The organism is Porphyrobacter sp. YT40, assembly GCF_006542605.1.
Taxonomy (GTDB): Bacteria; Pseudomonadota; Alphaproteobacteria; order Sphingomonadales; family Sphingomonadaceae; genus Erythrobacter.
This window is the reverse complement of sequence record NZ_CP041222.1, coordinates 2357761-2372019: the sequence shown is the minus strand read 5'-3', so window position 1 is coordinate 2372019 and position 14259 is coordinate 2357761. Positions and strand designations below refer to the sequence as shown.

Genomic DNA, 14259 nt, shown 5'->3' with positions numbered 1-14259 from the left:
GAATGACAGGGGTAACCCGGTCGCTCCGTTAGGGTCGAGCGCCCTTTTCTCATTGGCCACGACGAGCATTGACCAACGTCGGCAGCAAAAGGCCATGGCGCGAAGAATGGCGATTGTCGGGTGATGGTGACCCCGGCGCGATTCGAACGCGCGGCCCCCAGATTAGGAATCTGGTGCTCTATCCGGCTGAGCTACGGGGTCCCGAGGCGCTTCATAGCACCGCGCGCTTCCCGTTCAATTCAACTTTTCGGGCGGCGCAACCGGAAACGGCAGCGGAGCAACCGGCACGCCTTCCTCGACCAGCGCCTTGGCTTCGGCGAGGCTCGCCTGCCCGTGGATCGGGGCCTCTTCGCGCTCGCCGTAATGCATCTTGCGGGTTTCCTCGGCGAACCTGTCGCCGACCCAAGTGGAGTTCTTCAGCGCTTCGGCCTGCGCCTTGGCAAGTGCGGCAAGCGCCTTTTGCACCTCGGCCGGCATCGGCGTGTTGGCCATTGCCCTCGGTTCCGGCGGCCGGGTCTCGGGCGGGAGCACCTCCTGCCGGCTGTTGCCTTTGGCGGGAACCGCGGGCGCCATCGGCGCCTTGGTCACGTCGGAAGCGCCGCAATGCGGGCAAGCCAGCAAGCCGCGCGCACGCTGGTCCTCGTAATCGGCCGAGGAACCGAACCACCCTTCGAAGCGGTGGCCTTCATGGCAGGCAAGGTCGTAGACGATCATCGCGGATCAGGATTTGGCGATTTCCCGCCGGTTGGCAAGAGCGGGAACCTGCGCGCGCACCTCGGTAATGCGGCCGAGGTCAATGTCGCAAAAGCCGAGGCCCGGCGCTTCCCCGCCCATGTCGAGCAGCACTTCGCCCCACGGATCGACGACCAGCGAGTGGCCATAGGTCTCGCGCCCGTCCTCGTGCCGGCCGACTTGCGCGGCGGCAATGACGAAGGCCTGCGCCTCGATCGCGCGGGCACGCAGCATTACGTGCCAATGCGCCGCGCCGGTGGGCCGGGTGAAGGCAGCCGGCACCGCGATCGCATCGCAGCGGCGGTTGCCAAGGGCCTCGAACAGGGCGGGAAAGCGGATGTCATAGCAGACCGCAAGGCCGAGCCTGCCGATCGGCGTATCCTCCACGCTGACCACCGCTTGGCCTGCCGCGTAAGCATTGCTCTCCCGCCAGCTTTCGCCGCTGGCGAGGTCGACGTCGAACATGTGGATCTTGTCGTAAGTGACGGGGGCGCAAGCTCCCGGCGCGAACAGCATCGAGCGGTTGGCGCTCTTTTCCCCCGCCTCGTGCCTGACCGCCATCGATCCGAGCGCGATCGTGACTCCTGTTTCCTGCGCCAGCGCGGCAAGGCGGGGTACGAAGGGCGACCGATCCTGCGAAACGATATGCGCCGCGGCGCGCTTGCGGTCGCGGTCGAGCAGCAGCGACATTTCGGGGGTGAACATCATCGCCGCCCCCTCGCCCGCCGCCGCGCGGGCGGCGTCGGCGATGGTCGCGCAATTGGCCTCGGGATCGATCCCCGAGGTCATCTGGAGCACCGCTATCCGGGTCATCAGCCTGCCAGAAGCGCGTCGAGCTTGCCCGCAGCCTCGAGCGCGGCGAGATCGTCGCTGCCGCCTACGTGGACATCGCCGATGAAGATCTGCGGCACGGTCATCGCGTTGGGCGCGCGCGCGAGCATTTCCTCGCGCTTGGGCCCACCCATCGTGATGTCATGCTCGGTGAATTCCGCGCCCTTCTGACTCAGCAGGCGCTTGGCGCGCACACAGAAGGGGCAGGCGAACTTGGTGTAGATGTCGATCTGCGGTGCGGCCATCGTGTCCCTCTTGGCAAAGCATCTTGAAAGCGCGGGTGTGAAAACCAGATAAGCACAGTCGCCGCGTTTCGCCAGTCTCGGGAAACGCGGGGGCGCAGGGCGGGTGCTGCAACCGGCAGGCCCGCATCAGACCCAAATTGCTCATGAAGAGGATTTGCACCATGTCACGTTTCGATTTCACCCCCTACCGCCGCTCCACCGTGGGTTTCGATCGCCTGTTCGACCTGCTCGAAAATCAGGCGCGGCTCAACGCGGGCGACAATTACCCCCCGTTCAACATCTCGCGCCGGGGCGAGGACAATTACCGCATCACGCTCGCCGTGGCCGGCTTCCGCGCCGCCGATATCGACATCACCGCGCAGCAGAACCTGCTGGTGGTGCAGGGTCGCAAGCGCGACGAGGCCGAAGACGGGCAGGAGCTGATTCATGTCGGCATCGCCAACCGCGGGTTCGAACGCCGTTTCGAGCTGGCCGATTTCGTCCGGGTCGAGCGCGCCGATCTCGCCGATGGGCTGCTGATCATCGATCTGGTGCGCGAAGTGCCCGACGCGATGAAGCCGCGCAAGATTGCAATCGGCGGCACTGCGGCGCTGACTGCCGTGCCCTCGGACAACGACGACGCCGCAAGCGCGGCCTGAGTCCCGTGAGATGTGAGTAAGTTAAGGGGGCGGATCTCGCAATCCGCCCCCGCGACTTGCGCCGCCTCACCTGCTCCTATCCGTCCGGGTCGCAGAAGACGGACAAGAGCAGGTAAGCTCGTTTCAGAGGCCTCATTTCGAACTCGGCACCGGGCACCTTTTGCAAGGGTACCCGCCGAAGGTTCGTCCTAAACGACGAAGCCCTGTGAAACCGTGAAGAAGCGACTCCCTGTAATTCGGAATGGCAATAACACGCAAGGGCAATCTACGGAACTTGTAAGGATACGACACTGAAATCCAGACTTGGGCAACAAAGCATTGCAGTGCGGATTCGTAATAGTAACTAGGCCTTCGCGCTGGTCGCTCCGTCAGGTGGGCGCAAGGCCGCGCGCCCCCCGGCAGAACGGCGGACGGCGCGGTTAACTGCCTCGGCATGTTCGAATTTCGGCAGCGCCCGAGGCACCGCCCCCGGCACGGGCGGGCCTAGACCAGACGCGACTGTTCCAGCGCGGCGGCGATGAAGCCGGCGAACAGCGGGTGCGGATCGAAGGGCCGCGACTTCAGCTCGGGATGGAACTGCACCCCCACGAACCACGGATGATCGGGCCGCTCGACGATTTCGGGCAGCAATCCGTCGGGGCTCATGCCGGCGAAGATCAGACCCTGCTTTTCCAGTGGCTCGATAAAGGCGCTGTTGACCTCGTAGCGGTGGCGGTGGCGTTCGGAGATGACCTCCGCGCCGCCATAGATGCGCGAGGTGTGGCTGTTGGGGCTGAGCTTGGCCGGATAGGCGCCCAGACGCATCGTCCCGCCCAGATCCCCGCCCTCTTCCCGCTGCTGGAGCCCTTCCTTGGTCATCCACTCGGTGATGATCCCGACCACCGGCGCCTCGGTCGGGCCGAATTCGGTCGAGGAGGCATTGGCAAAGCCCGCCGCGCGCGCGCCTTCGATGCAGGCCATCTGCATTCCGAGACAGATCCCGAAGAACGGCACCCCGCGCTCGCGGGCGAAGCGCACCGCGGAAATCTTGCCCTCGCTCCCGCGCTCGCCGAAACCGCCGGGGACCAGGATGCCGTGCATCGGTTCGAGCGCGGCGATGATCGCGGAGTCGTCGTCACCTTCGAAGATTTCCGCGTCGATCCACTTGATGTTGACCTTGACCCGGTTGGCGAGACCGCCGTGGACGAGCGCTTCGTTAAGGCTCTTGTAGGCATCGGGCAGACCGACATACTTGCCCACCACCGCGATGGTGACTTCGCCTTCGGGGTTGAAGTGGCGGTCCGTCACGTCCTTCCACGCCGAAAGGTCAGGCGCGGGCGCATCGGTGATGCCGAAAGCACGCAGGACTTCGGCGTCCAGCCCCTCGGCATGATATTGCTGGGGCACCGAGTAGATCGAGGGCGCATCAAGCGCCTGGATCACCGCCTCGGCGCGCACGTTGCAGAACTGCGCGATCTTGCGGCGCTCGCTTTCCGGAATCGGGTGTTCGGCGCGGCACAGCAGAATGTCGGGCTTGATCCCGAGCGCGGCCAGCTCGCGCACCGAGTGCTGGGTGGGCTTGGTCTTCAACTCGCCCGCGGCCTTGATATAGGGCACCAGCGTCACGTGGACGGACACGGTCTGGAACGGTTCGAGCTCGTTCCGCAGCTGGCGGATCGCTTCCATGAAGGGCAACGATTCGATGTCGCCGACGGTGCCGCCGATTTCGCACAGGATGAAGTCGTTGTCGCCCTGGTCGGCGAGCGCGAAGGCCTTGATCGCATCGGTCACGTGCGGGATCACCTGCACCGTCGCGCCAAGGTAATCGCCGCGCCGCTCGCGGGCGATGATGTCGCGATAGATGCGGCCCGAAGTGATGTTGTCCGCCTGGCTCGCCGAGACGCCGGTGAAGCGTTCATAATGCCCGAGGTCGAGATCGGTCTCCGCCCCGTCGTCGGTCACATAGACCTCGCCGTGCTGGTAGGGACTCATCGTGCCCGGATCGACGTTGAGATAGGGATCGAACTTGCGGATGCGGACCTTGTAGCCGCGCGCCTGCAGGAGGGCTGCCAGAGAGGCTGCCATGAGACCTTTGCCGAGCGAGGAGACCACGCCGCCGGTGATGAAAATGAACCGCGCCATGGGAGTTGGGCCTTAAGCGTCGAGAGGGATTCGGGGCAAGCGAATTGACGCGGCAATTCGCGCGCCATCCACAATGCCGGTGGTTGCGGGACGCGAAGTGCGGCCCCGTTCGGTTATTCGGCGGGCTGGCCCGTGGGGGCCGGAGCAGCCGAAGGCTGCGCGGCCGGAGCCTCGCCGGCAGGAGCCGCGGGTGCGGCAGCCGGAGCGGTTTCGCCCAGCACATCGGGCAGGGTGCCCGCAGCCGGGGCATCGCGATCGAGCGTCGTGGTCACTTCGCCGACATTGCTTTCCCGCACCGCCAGCGCGGCAAGCACGATCGACAGGCTGACAAAGGCGATCGCCAGCCACTTGGTCGCGCGCGACAGGAAATCGGCCGCACCGCGCGCGCCAAAAGCCCCGCTGGGGCTGCCGCCACCGATCCCCAGCCCGCCGCCTTCGGAGCGCTGCATCAGCACCACGCCAACCAGCGCAGCGGCCACCAGGGCCTGAATCACGGTGAGGAAGATGAACAGGGACATGAAACGCTTCTCGTGACCGGGGGCGATGGCTCGCCCGGATGAATGGATTGCGCGCCATGTAGGCGCGGAAGGGCCGCGCGGCAAGCCTTGCGGGCGCGCCGGGCGCGGGGGCCTTGCAGCCGTCTAGCTTGCCGACGGCTCGCTCGCGGCGAGCGCGATGCCCATCAGGCTGTCTGCGGTGAGGCTCGCCCCGCCCACCAGCGCGCCGCCGACGTCGGGGACGGCGAAGATTTCCGCGGCGTTGTCGGGCTTGACCGAGCCGCCATAGAGGATCCGCACCTCGCTGCCCTGCTCCTCGCCGAACAGCACGATCAGCAGCGCGCGAATTTCGCCGTGCATCTCGGCGATGTCGTCGGTGGTGGCGGCGGTGCCGGTGCCGATTGCCCAGATCGGTTCATAGGCCACGGTCAGCCGCTCGGCGACATCGGCGGGCATGGCATCGGCGGGAGGGAGCGAGGCGGTGAGCTGCTCCTTCACGAAGGCGACCGCCTTGCCCGATTCGCGCGTTTCGGCGCTTTCGCCGCAGCACATGATGATCTTGAGCCCCGCCGCCAGCGCGGCCTGCGCCTTGGCGCGCACCAGCGCATCGGTCTCGCGGTGGCTCTGCCGCCGCTCCGAATGGCCGAGGATGACGAAGCTCGCCCCCGCATCGGCGACCATCGCTGCCGAGATATCCCCGGTATGCGCGCCGCCTTCGGCCTCGTGGCAATCCTGCGCGCCGACCGCGATCTGCTCGGCCTCGCGATGAATCGGGTGGATCAGGGTGTAGGGCGGCGCGAGCGCGACTTCGACCTTCATGTGCCGCTGGGCCGCACGATCGATCGTGCGCGCCTCCGACAGCATCGCGCGGGTGCCGTGCATCTTCCAGTTTCCGACGATATAGGGTCGGCGGGTCATGTTCTGCCTTTGCACTGCTGAATAAAAAGAGAGGGTTGGCCGGGGGCCGCGTGATTCTGTCTGGTGCTGTATCGCCCCGGGGCCGCGTCCGCTAGCCGAGGACGCTGCGCTAGTCAAAACGCGTGCGAACCTGTTGCCGCGCGGTCGCAGGGCCTCTAAAGCGCCTCAGCGCCGCGATCGCTTCGCAGCGCGCGCCGCAGGGCCCTGCCGCCCTGCCACTTGCCAGCCTCCCGTGGGGTCGACCGACAGATGATTTCGTTTTTCCGCCGCTTTTTCGAGTCCAAGATCGGTCTGCCGATCGTCCTCGCCTTTCTCGCGCTGATCGCCCTCGCCTTCGCCGCATCGGACATCACCGGGTCGAGCTTCGGCGGGGCCGTGTCCAACGCCGACAAGATCGCGGTCGTCGGGAGCGAGGACATTCCGGTGTCCGATCTCACCCTCGGCGCGAACACGGCTGTCGACCAGCTGCGGCGGCAGAACCCGACGCTGACCATGCCCGAATTCGTGGCCGAAGGCGGGCTGGACGAAGTGGTGCGGCAGCTGATCGACCGCTACACCATCGGCGCTTACGGCGAGAAATACGGCCTGCGCGGTGGTGAAAATCTGGTCAACAGCGAGATCCTCAAGATTCAGGCCTTCAAGGGGCTGACCGGCGAGTTCGACGAGCAGACCTATCTTGCCGCGCTTGCCCGGCAGGGGCTGACCCCGGCGATGTTCCGGCGCGATCTGTCCGACGGGATGATCGAGCAGCAATTGCTCGGCCCGGCGGTCGCCGCACCGCGACTGCCCGAGAAGGTCGCCGCGCAATATGCCGCGCTGGTGCTCGAAAAGCGCAAGGGCGAAATCGCACTGATCCCGAGTGCTTCCTATGCTCCCACGACCGGCCCGTCCGAGGCTCAGCTGACCGCGTGGTACAAGGCCAACCGCACCAAGTTCATGCGCCCCGAGCGCCGCACGCTCCGCTTCGCGGTGTTCGGAACCGATACGCTCAAGGTCAACGACACCCCCACAGCGGCGGAAATCGCCGAGCGTTACAAGCGCGATGCTGCTCGCTTCCAGGCGAGCGAAACGCGCACGGTCACCAGCTTCGTTGTGCCCACGCAGGACGCGGCACGGTCGCTCGCGGCTCGCATCCGCGGCGGTGCGGCGCTCGAAAGCGTGGCGCGCGAGGCCGGGTTCACCGCCACCACCGCCGACCCGCGCAATCGCGAAGCAATGGCGGGCGCGACCAGCTTTGCCTTTGCCGAAAACGCCTTCAAGGCCGCCGAGGGCGCGGTCGTCGAGCCGGCGCAGGGCACGCTGGGCTGGTATGTCGCCCGCGTCGACAAGGTGACGCGCACCCCGGCGCGCTCGCTGGCGCAGGCCGCGCCCGAGATCACCGAGCAGCTCACCACCGAAAAGCGCGCCGCCGCGATCGGCGATCTCACCGCCGAAATCGAAGCCGAGATCGACGGCGGCACGGCGCTTGCCGAAGTCGCCAAGGCCTATGGCCTGACGATCGAGACCACGCCCGCCCTGCTCGCCAACGGGCAGGCCTTCGGGCGGCCCGAGGTGCAGATCGTGCCGCAGCTGGCCGCGGTGCTCCAGACCGCGTTCCAGATGGAGGAAAGCGAGCCGCAGCTGGCGCAGGTGGAGGCCGATCAGTTCGTGGTCTTCGAAGTTGCCAAGGTCGAAGAGGCCAGCGCCCCGCCGCTCGCCGAGGTGCGCGAGGCCGCAATTGCCGGATGGAAACGCGCGCAGGGCGCGATCCTCGCCAAGCAGGCGGCAGACCGGATCACCGCCAAGGTGCGCGCCGGCACGCCGCTCGCCGCTGCGCTGGCGGCCGAGAACAAGACCGGGTTCGAGCGCGAATCGATCGACCTCGAACGCCGTGAACTGCTCTCGGGCCGTCAGCCCCGCGTCGCGCCGCCGCTGGTGCTGATGTTCAGCATGGCCGAGGGGACGGTCAAACCGCTCGAAGGGCCGCGCGATCTGGGCTGGTATGTTGTTTCGCTCGAAGACATCACCATCCTGCCGATCGCCGAGAACAGCGATGTTGTGCAGCAGACCCGCCAGCAACTCGGCGCGGCGTTGAGCGAGGAATATCGCGGCCAGGCGATCACCGCGATGCGCAAGGAACTGGGCGTCACCCGCAACGATGGCGCAATCGCCGCGGTGCGCCGGCAGCTCGCCGGTGAGCAACCGTAAGCGCGCCAGTCCTGTGATCGTCACGTGAGCCCGACAGCAACAGGCCTCCTGCCCGAAAACGCCGCCGCCGCCAGCGCCCGTCTGCGCGACGGGCGACCGGCGCTGGTGTGGCGCAGGATCATCGCCGACAGCGACACGCCGGTCGGCGCGGCGCGGCGCCTGATCGTGCCGGGGCGCGGCGACTTCCTGCTCGAATCGGTGGAAGGCGGCGAAGTGCGCGGGCGCTACAGCCTGCTCGGCCTCGATCCCGATCTGGTGTTCCGCGCCAAGGGCAACAGTGCCGAGATCAACCGCAACTGGAAGCTCGATCCCGAGGGGTTCTGCCCGCTTGAAGGCGATGCGCTGGCCGAGCTGCGCGCGCTCGCCGCCGCCTGCCGAATCGATCCCATGCCCGAGGGCCTGCCTCCCGCCCTAGCCTGTCTTGTCGGCTATCTCGGTTACGAGACCATCGGCCTCGTCGAGACGCTGCCCCGCGCCGCCGACAGCCCGCTCGACCTGCCCGACATGCTGTTCGTGCGGCCCACGGTGATTCTGGTGTTCGATGGCCTCACCAACGCGCTCTTCGCGATCGCCCCGATCTGGGAGGCAAGCGACCCCGAGGCCGCCGTGGCGCGCGCGGGCGAGCGGATCGACGCGACGCTGAGCCAGCTTGGCACGGCGCTGCCCGCTGCGGCTGCCGATGCGGTGCCCGATAGCCTCCCCGACCTCACCCCGGTGATCGCGCCCGATGACTACAAGGCGATGGCCTTGCGCGCGAAGGACTACATCCTTGCAGGCGACATCTTTCAGGTGGTGCTCGCCCAGCGCTTCACCTGCCCCTTCACCCTGCCCCCGCTGGCGCTCTACCGCGCGCTGCGGCGGGTGAACCCCTCGCCCTTCCTCTATTTCCTCGACCTGCCGGGCTTCGCGCTGGTCGGCTCCTCGCCTGAGATTCTCGTGCGGGTGCGCGAGGGCGAAGTCACCATCCGACCCATCGCCGGGACTCGCCCGCGCGGCAAGACCCGCGAGGAAGACGACGCCAACGAAGCCAGCCTGCTCGCCGATCCCAAGGAACGCGCCGAACATCTGATGCTGCTCGACCTTGGCCGCAACGATGTCGGCCGGGTGGCGGCGGCGGGGACGGTGGAGGTGACGGACAGCTTCACCATCGAGCGTTACAGCCACGTGATGCACATCGTCAGCAATGTGGTGGGTGAGCTCGACCCTTCGAAGGATGCGTTGGAGGCGCTGTTTGCAGGCTTTCCGGCGGGCACCGTCTCCGGCGCGCCCAAGATCAGGGCCTGCGAGATCATCGCAGAACTCGAGCCCGAAACGCGCGGGGCCTATGCGGGCGGGGTGGGCTATTTCGCGCCCGATGGCTCGCTCGACAGCTGCATCGTTCTTCGAACCGCAGTGGTGAAGGACGGGGTGATGCACGTGCAGGCGGGCGCGGGGATCGTCGCCGATTCCGATCCCGATTACGAACTCGCCGAATGCCGCGCCAAGGCCGGCGCGCTGATCGCCGCCGCGCGCGAGGCGGTGCGGGTGGCAAGCGAACCGGGGTATGGGCAATGAGCACAAACGCAATCATCCGGCTTTTCGTGGCGATCCTCATCGCGCTCGGCCTGCCGCTCACGGCGCTCAGGGCCGAAGACTGGGTCGCCGAGGCGGACGAGCACACCATCCTACTCAACGATTTCATCTTCGGCACCGGCGACACCCTGCCCGAAATCAAGATGCACGCGCTCACGCTGGGCACGCCGCAGCGTGATGCGGACGGCAGGATCGTCAACGCCGTGATGCTGCTCCACGGCACCGGCGGCGATGCGACCTCGTTGCTGCAACCCCATTTCGGCGACGCGATGTTCGGCCCCGGCCAGCCACTCGACATCACGCGCAACTACATCATTTCGCCGAGCAATCTCGGCCACGGCAAGAGCAGCAAGCCCAGCGATGGCCTGCGCGCAGCCTTCCCGCGTTACGACTATGACGACATGGTCCGCGCGCAATACCGGATGCTGACCGAGGGGCTTGGCGTGGATGGCCTCAAGATGATCCTCGGCACCTCGATGGGCTGCATGCACTCCTTCGTCTGGGGGCCGATGTATCCGGGCTTCGTCGAGAAGTACGTGCCGCTGGCCTGCAACGCGGTCGAGATTGCCGGGCGCAACCGGGTGATGCGCCAGATCGTGATCGACGGTTTCCGGAGCGATCCGGCCTATGACAACGGCAATTACGCCGATCCGGCCGATCTCAAGGTCGGGCAGGCGGTGGCGAGCAACGTGCTGCTGCTGGCGGGGAGCAATCCCTACCGCATGGATGCCGACTACCCCACCCGCGCGGCTGCCGAGCAGTTCTATGCCGCGCGCCGCGAAGCCGCCGCCGCGCGTGCCGTCGATCCCAACGACACGATCTGGCAGTTCGATTCTTCGCGCAATTACAACCCCGCCGCGCGCCTGCACGAGATCACCGCGCCGGTGCTGTGGATCAATTCGGCGGACGATTTCATCAACCCGCCCGGCCTCGGCAATCCGGCGGCGCTCGCTGCGACCATGCCGCGCGCGCGCTTCGTGTTGATCCCGCCGAGCGCGCAGACCTATGGCCACGGCACCCACAGCCGCCCCAATCTGTGGATGGACGAGTTGCTGCGCTTTCTGAAAGAGAACCCGTGATGCGTTTCGCGGTCGCTGTCTCACTGCTGCTGGCCCTTGCCGCCTGTTCCGAGCAACCGGGGGGCGAGGCGCTGGTGACCACCCGGCTCGACGGGTCGGACAGCGAAGACATCGCCACGCCCTCCCCCTCCGCCACGCCGGAACTGGCCGCCGGGCCCTCGGCGTGCCGACAAGTGGTGTTCGAGGAGGTGCCGCTCACCGATTGCATCGCCGACCCTGCCACGCACCGCATCGCCATGGCCAATGTCGGCGCGGACAAGCAGCCCTTCGGCTCGCTTACCGCCTTCGCCGCGAGCGTCGATCCGAGCGCCATTGCCTTCGCGGTCAATGGCGGGATGTATGGCGACGACCTCAAGCCCATCGGCTACTACGTCCAGAACGGCGAGCGCCTGGCGGAACTGAACCGCGCGACTGGCGAGGGCAATTTCTACATGAAGCCCAACGGGGTGTTCTTCGGCACCGGCTCCAAATGGCGCGTGCTGGGGAGCAACACCTTTTTCGATACCGTGGGCGAGCGCCCCGAATTCGGCACGCAGTCCGGCCCGCTGATGCTGATCGACGGCAAGCTGCACCCCGAGATTCAGGACAATGGCCCCTCGCGCGCGGTCCGCAACGGCGTGGGGGTGGATGCGAGCGGCAAGGCGCATTTCGTCATTTCCGACGCGCCGATCAGCTTCGGCCAGCTCGCGCGCTATTTCCGTGACGAGCTGAAGGTGAGCAACGCGCTTTATCTGGATGGGCAGGTGTCGAGCCTGTGGGACCCGGCCACAGGACGTATGGACAAGGGCCGCGTCGGCCCGATCATCGTGGTGACGAAGCGGGGGGCAAAGCCAGAAGTGGCCTCAACGCCGGAGACAGAGACAGAATGATCCTTGTCATCGACAATTACGACAGCTTCACCTTCAACCTCGTCCATTACCTGATGGAGCTGGGGACCGAGGTGCGCGTGGAGCGCAACGACGCGCTGACCGCAGCCGAGGCGCTACGGACCAATGCGGCGGGTTTCCTCATCTCGCCTGGCCCCTGCACGCCCAACGAGGCCGGAATCAGCCTCGATCTGGTTGCGGCCTGCGCCGATGCGGGCAAGCCCCTGATGGGCGTGTGCCTCGGCCATCAGGCGATCGGACAGCATTTCGGCGGGACAGTGCAGCGCGGCGGGCTGATGCATGGCAAGACTTCTCCGGTCACGCATGACGGGACGGGGGTGTTCGCAGGCCTGCCCTCGCCCTTCATCGCGACGCGCTACCACAGCCTTGAAGTGGTCGATGTGCCGGAGGAACTCATCGCCAACGCCCATGCCGAGACTCCCGGCAGCGATCACCCCAGCTGCATGGGCTTCCGCCATGCCAGCCTCCCGATCCACTCGGTGCAGTTCCACCCCGAAAGCATCGCCACCGAGCATGGCCACGCGCTGCTCGCCAATTTCCTCAAGGCTTGCGGGATGGAGCCCGTGCTGCCGGCAAGGCTGACAGCATGAGCGCCCTCCCCGACGTTACGGTCCCGCTCTCCGAGGCCGAGGCCGAAGCAGCCTTCGGCGTGCTGCTCGATGGCGCGCCCAGCGAAGACGCCATCGCCGAATTTCTCGTTGCCCTCTCGGCACGCGGCGAAACCGCTGATGAGATCGCGGGCGCGGCGCGGGCGCTCAGGGCGCGGCTGATCCCTATCGAGGCTCCCGAAGGCGCGATCGACGTCTGCGGCACGGGGGGCGACGGGCACCACACGCTCAATGTCTCGACTGCGGTGAGCCTCGTGGTCGCGGCATGCGCCGTGCCGGTCGCGAAGCACGGCAACCGCGCGGCCTCATCGAAGGCAGGCGCGGCGGACACATTGGAAGCGCTCGGGCTCGACATGGACGCCGCCGGGCGCACGGCGGAAAAGACTCTCGCCGAAATCGGCATCTGTTTCCTCTTCGCGAAGAACCATCACCCGGCGATGGCGCGTATCCAGCCCATCCGCGTGCGGATTGGGCAGCGCACGATCTTCAACCTGATGGGCCCGCTCTCCAACCCCGCCGGTGTGACGAGCCAGCTGATCGGCATCGCCCGGCCCGCATACGTGCCGATCTACGCCGGCGCGATGGCGCGGCTCGGCACCGGCAAATCGCTGATCGTCTCGGGCGACGAGGGACTCGACGAATTGAGCCTCGCTGGCGGGAACGAGGTCGCGGTAGTCACCGGCAACGCCTTTACGATGGAGCGTATTGATGCCGCAGCCGCAGGTATCCCCCACGCCCCGATCGAAGCGATCCGCGGCGACGATGCCAAGCACAACGCCGCCGCCCTCAAGGCACTGCTGATGGGCGCTCCCGGCCCCTATCGCGATGCGGTGCTGTTCAACGCCGCCGGTGCGCTGACCGTGGCCGGGCGCGGCGCCGACTGGCCCGAACGCGCCGCCATGGCCGCCGAGGCGCTCGACAGCGGGGCCGCGCTGGCCTTGCTCGAACGCTGGATTGCGCTAGCGAAGTGACCCGATGAACAAGCTCGAAGAAATCTGCGCCGCCAAGCGCGAAATCGTCGCCGCCCGCAAGCAGGCAATCGGCGACGAAACCCTCGACCGCGCCATCCGGATGCAGACCGTGCCGCGCGGGTTCGAGGCCGCGCTGCGCGCCCGCGCCGAAAGCGGATATGCACTGATCGCCGAGATCAAGAAAGCCAGCCCCTCCAAGGGCCTCATCCGCGCCGATTTTCGCCCCGCCGAACATGCCGCCGCCTATGCAGCGGGCGGCGCCGCTTGCCTCTCTGTGTTGACCGACGCGCCCTATTTTCAGGGGCACGAGGATTACCTCGTCGCCGCCCGCGCGGCCTGCGCCCTGCCGGTGCTGCGCAAGGACTTCATGGTCGATCCCTGGCAATGCCGCGAAGCGCGGGCGATCGGGGCGGATGCGATCCTGATCATCGTCGCCGCGCTCGAAGACGGCGCGATGGCCGAGATCGAGGCCGCCGCCACCGAACTCGGCATGGATGTGCTGGTCGAAGTCCATGACGAGGCCGAGCTGGAACGCGCCGCCGCCACGCTCAAATCGCGCCTGATCGGGATCAACAACCGCGATCTCAAGACGTTCACCACAAGTCTCGCGACGACCGAGCGGCTTGCGCCGCTGATGCCCGAAGGCACGCTGATCGTCGGCGAAAGCGGGATCAACAGCCACGCCGATTGCCAGCGGCTCGAAGCGGCGGGCGTGCGCACCTTTCTGGTCGGCGAAAGCCTGATGCGCGCCGATGATGTCGCAGCAGCGACCCGCGCGTTGCTCGAAGGCGCGCACTGACTAAAGCGCCGACTGTCCTACAGCCGGAAAATAGGGCAAGGCATTGGCCATGACATACTCGCCCCGCCTCTCCTGCCTGCTTTGCCGCGATGCCTACCACGGGCCCGCAATTTTGTTCTTGGACAGTGTCTCATCTGTCTCCAACACGGGCGCGAAGCAAGCTTTGGAGGCCTC

At 66.9% G+C, this 14259-nt stretch carries 14 protein-coding genes and 1 tRNA gene; 8 read left to right on the top strand and 7 right to left on the bottom strand.

Going from position 1 to position 14259, the window contains the following annotated elements; translation table 11 throughout:
• Window positions 1-124: 124 nt before the first annotated feature.
• The 4 genes from E2E27_RS11105 to grxC all read right to left on the bottom strand — a co-directional run bounded on the left by E2E27_RS11105 (window position 125) and on the right by grxC (window position 1808).
• Window positions 125-201 (bottom strand) — tRNA-Arg (locus E2E27_RS11105).
• 33 nt (window positions 202-234) lie between these two features.
• Window positions 235-714: a DUF1178 family protein gene (locus tag E2E27_RS11100; protein WP_141459159.1), complete on the bottom strand. Its 480-nt coding sequence runs from the start codon at window positions 712-714 to the stop codon at window positions 235-237.
• Window positions 715-720: 6 nt separating this feature from the next.
• On the bottom strand, window positions 721-1545 hold the full coding sequence (locus E2E27_RS11095) for a carbon-nitrogen hydrolase family protein (RefSeq protein ID WP_141459157.1): 825 nt from the start codon (window positions 1543-1545) through the stop codon (window positions 721-723).
• Window positions 1545-1808, bottom strand: coding sequence for a glutaredoxin 3 (grxC, locus tag E2E27_RS11090; RefSeq protein ID WP_141459155.1), 264 nt, complete (start codon window positions 1806-1808; stop codon window positions 1545-1547). Before grxC ends, E2E27_RS11095 begins: the two co-directional genes overlap by 1 nt.
• A gap of 161 nt (window positions 1809-1969) precedes the next feature.
• Between grxC and E2E27_RS11085 the strand changes: the two genes are divergently transcribed.
• A complete protein-coding gene (locus tag E2E27_RS11085) occupies window positions 1970-2446 on the top strand; it encodes an Hsp20 family protein (RefSeq protein WP_141459153.1) in 477 nt (158 codons plus the stop codon).
• A gap of 483 nt (window positions 2447-2929) precedes the next feature.
• Here E2E27_RS11085 and pyrG read toward each other — a convergent pair whose 3' ends face one another.
• The 3 genes from pyrG to tpiA form a co-directional block, all read right to left on the bottom strand.
• A complete protein-coding gene (gene pyrG, locus E2E27_RS11080) occupies window positions 2930-4567 on the bottom strand; it encodes a CTP synthase (RefSeq protein ID WP_141459151.1) in 1638 nt (545 codons plus the stop codon).
• Window positions 4568-4680: 113 nt separating this feature from the next.
• On the bottom strand, window positions 4681-5085 hold the full coding sequence (secG, locus tag E2E27_RS11075; protein WP_181443419.1) for a preprotein translocase subunit SecG: 405 nt from the start codon (window positions 5083-5085) through the stop codon (window positions 4681-4683).
• 123 nt (window positions 5086-5208) lie between these two features.
• Window positions 5209-5982: a triose-phosphate isomerase gene (gene tpiA, locus E2E27_RS11070; RefSeq protein WP_141459149.1), complete on the bottom strand. Its 774-nt coding sequence runs from the start codon at window positions 5980-5982 to the stop codon at window positions 5209-5211.
• Window positions 5983-6231: 249 nt separating this feature from the next.
• Here tpiA and E2E27_RS11065 point away from each other — a divergent pair, with 249 nt between their 5' ends.
• Genes E2E27_RS11065 through trpC form a run of 7 tightly spaced genes read left to right on the top strand, consistent with a single transcriptional unit; the run spans window position 6232 to window position 14085 of the window.
• Window positions 6232-8169: a peptidylprolyl isomerase gene (locus E2E27_RS11065; protein ID WP_141459147.1), complete on the top strand. Its 1938-nt coding sequence runs from the start codon at window positions 6232-6234 to the stop codon at window positions 8167-8169.
• Window positions 8170-8193: 24 nt separating this feature from the next.
• On the top strand, window positions 8194-9723 hold the full coding sequence (gene trpE / locus E2E27_RS11060) for an anthranilate synthase component I (protein WP_502705517.1): 1530 nt from the start codon (window positions 8194-8196) through the stop codon (window positions 9721-9723).
• Complete coding sequence (locus E2E27_RS11055) at window positions 9720-10820, top strand: alpha/beta fold hydrolase (RefSeq protein ID WP_141459145.1); 1101 nt, start codon at window positions 9720-9722, stop codon at window positions 10818-10820. The genes trpE and E2E27_RS11055 overlap by 4 nt, the downstream gene beginning before the upstream one ends.
• Window positions 10820-11689 carry a phosphodiester glycosidase family protein gene (locus E2E27_RS11050; RefSeq protein ID WP_181443418.1) on the top strand — a complete coding sequence of 290 codons (870 nt, stop codon included), beginning with the start codon at window positions 10820-10822 and terminating at the stop codon, window positions 11687-11689. Before E2E27_RS11055 ends, E2E27_RS11050 begins: the two co-directional genes overlap by 1 nt.
• Window positions 11686-12297 (top strand): anthranilate synthase component II, encoded by a 612-nt coding sequence (locus E2E27_RS11045; protein ID WP_141459143.1) that lies wholly within the window; start codon window positions 11686-11688, stop codon window positions 12295-12297. Before E2E27_RS11050 ends, E2E27_RS11045 begins: the two co-directional genes overlap by 4 nt.
• Window positions 12294-13286 (top strand): anthranilate phosphoribosyltransferase, encoded by a 993-nt coding sequence (gene trpD / locus E2E27_RS11040; protein ID WP_141459141.1) that lies wholly within the window; start codon window positions 12294-12296, stop codon window positions 13284-13286. Before E2E27_RS11045 ends, trpD begins: the two co-directional genes overlap by 4 nt.
• Before the next feature lie 4 nt (window positions 13287-13290).
• Window positions 13291-14085, top strand: a complete 795-nt coding sequence (gene trpC, locus E2E27_RS11035; RefSeq protein WP_141459139.1) for an indole-3-glycerol phosphate synthase TrpC — start codon at window positions 13291-13293, stop codon at window positions 14083-14085.
• Window positions 14086-14259 lie beyond the last annotated feature (174 nt).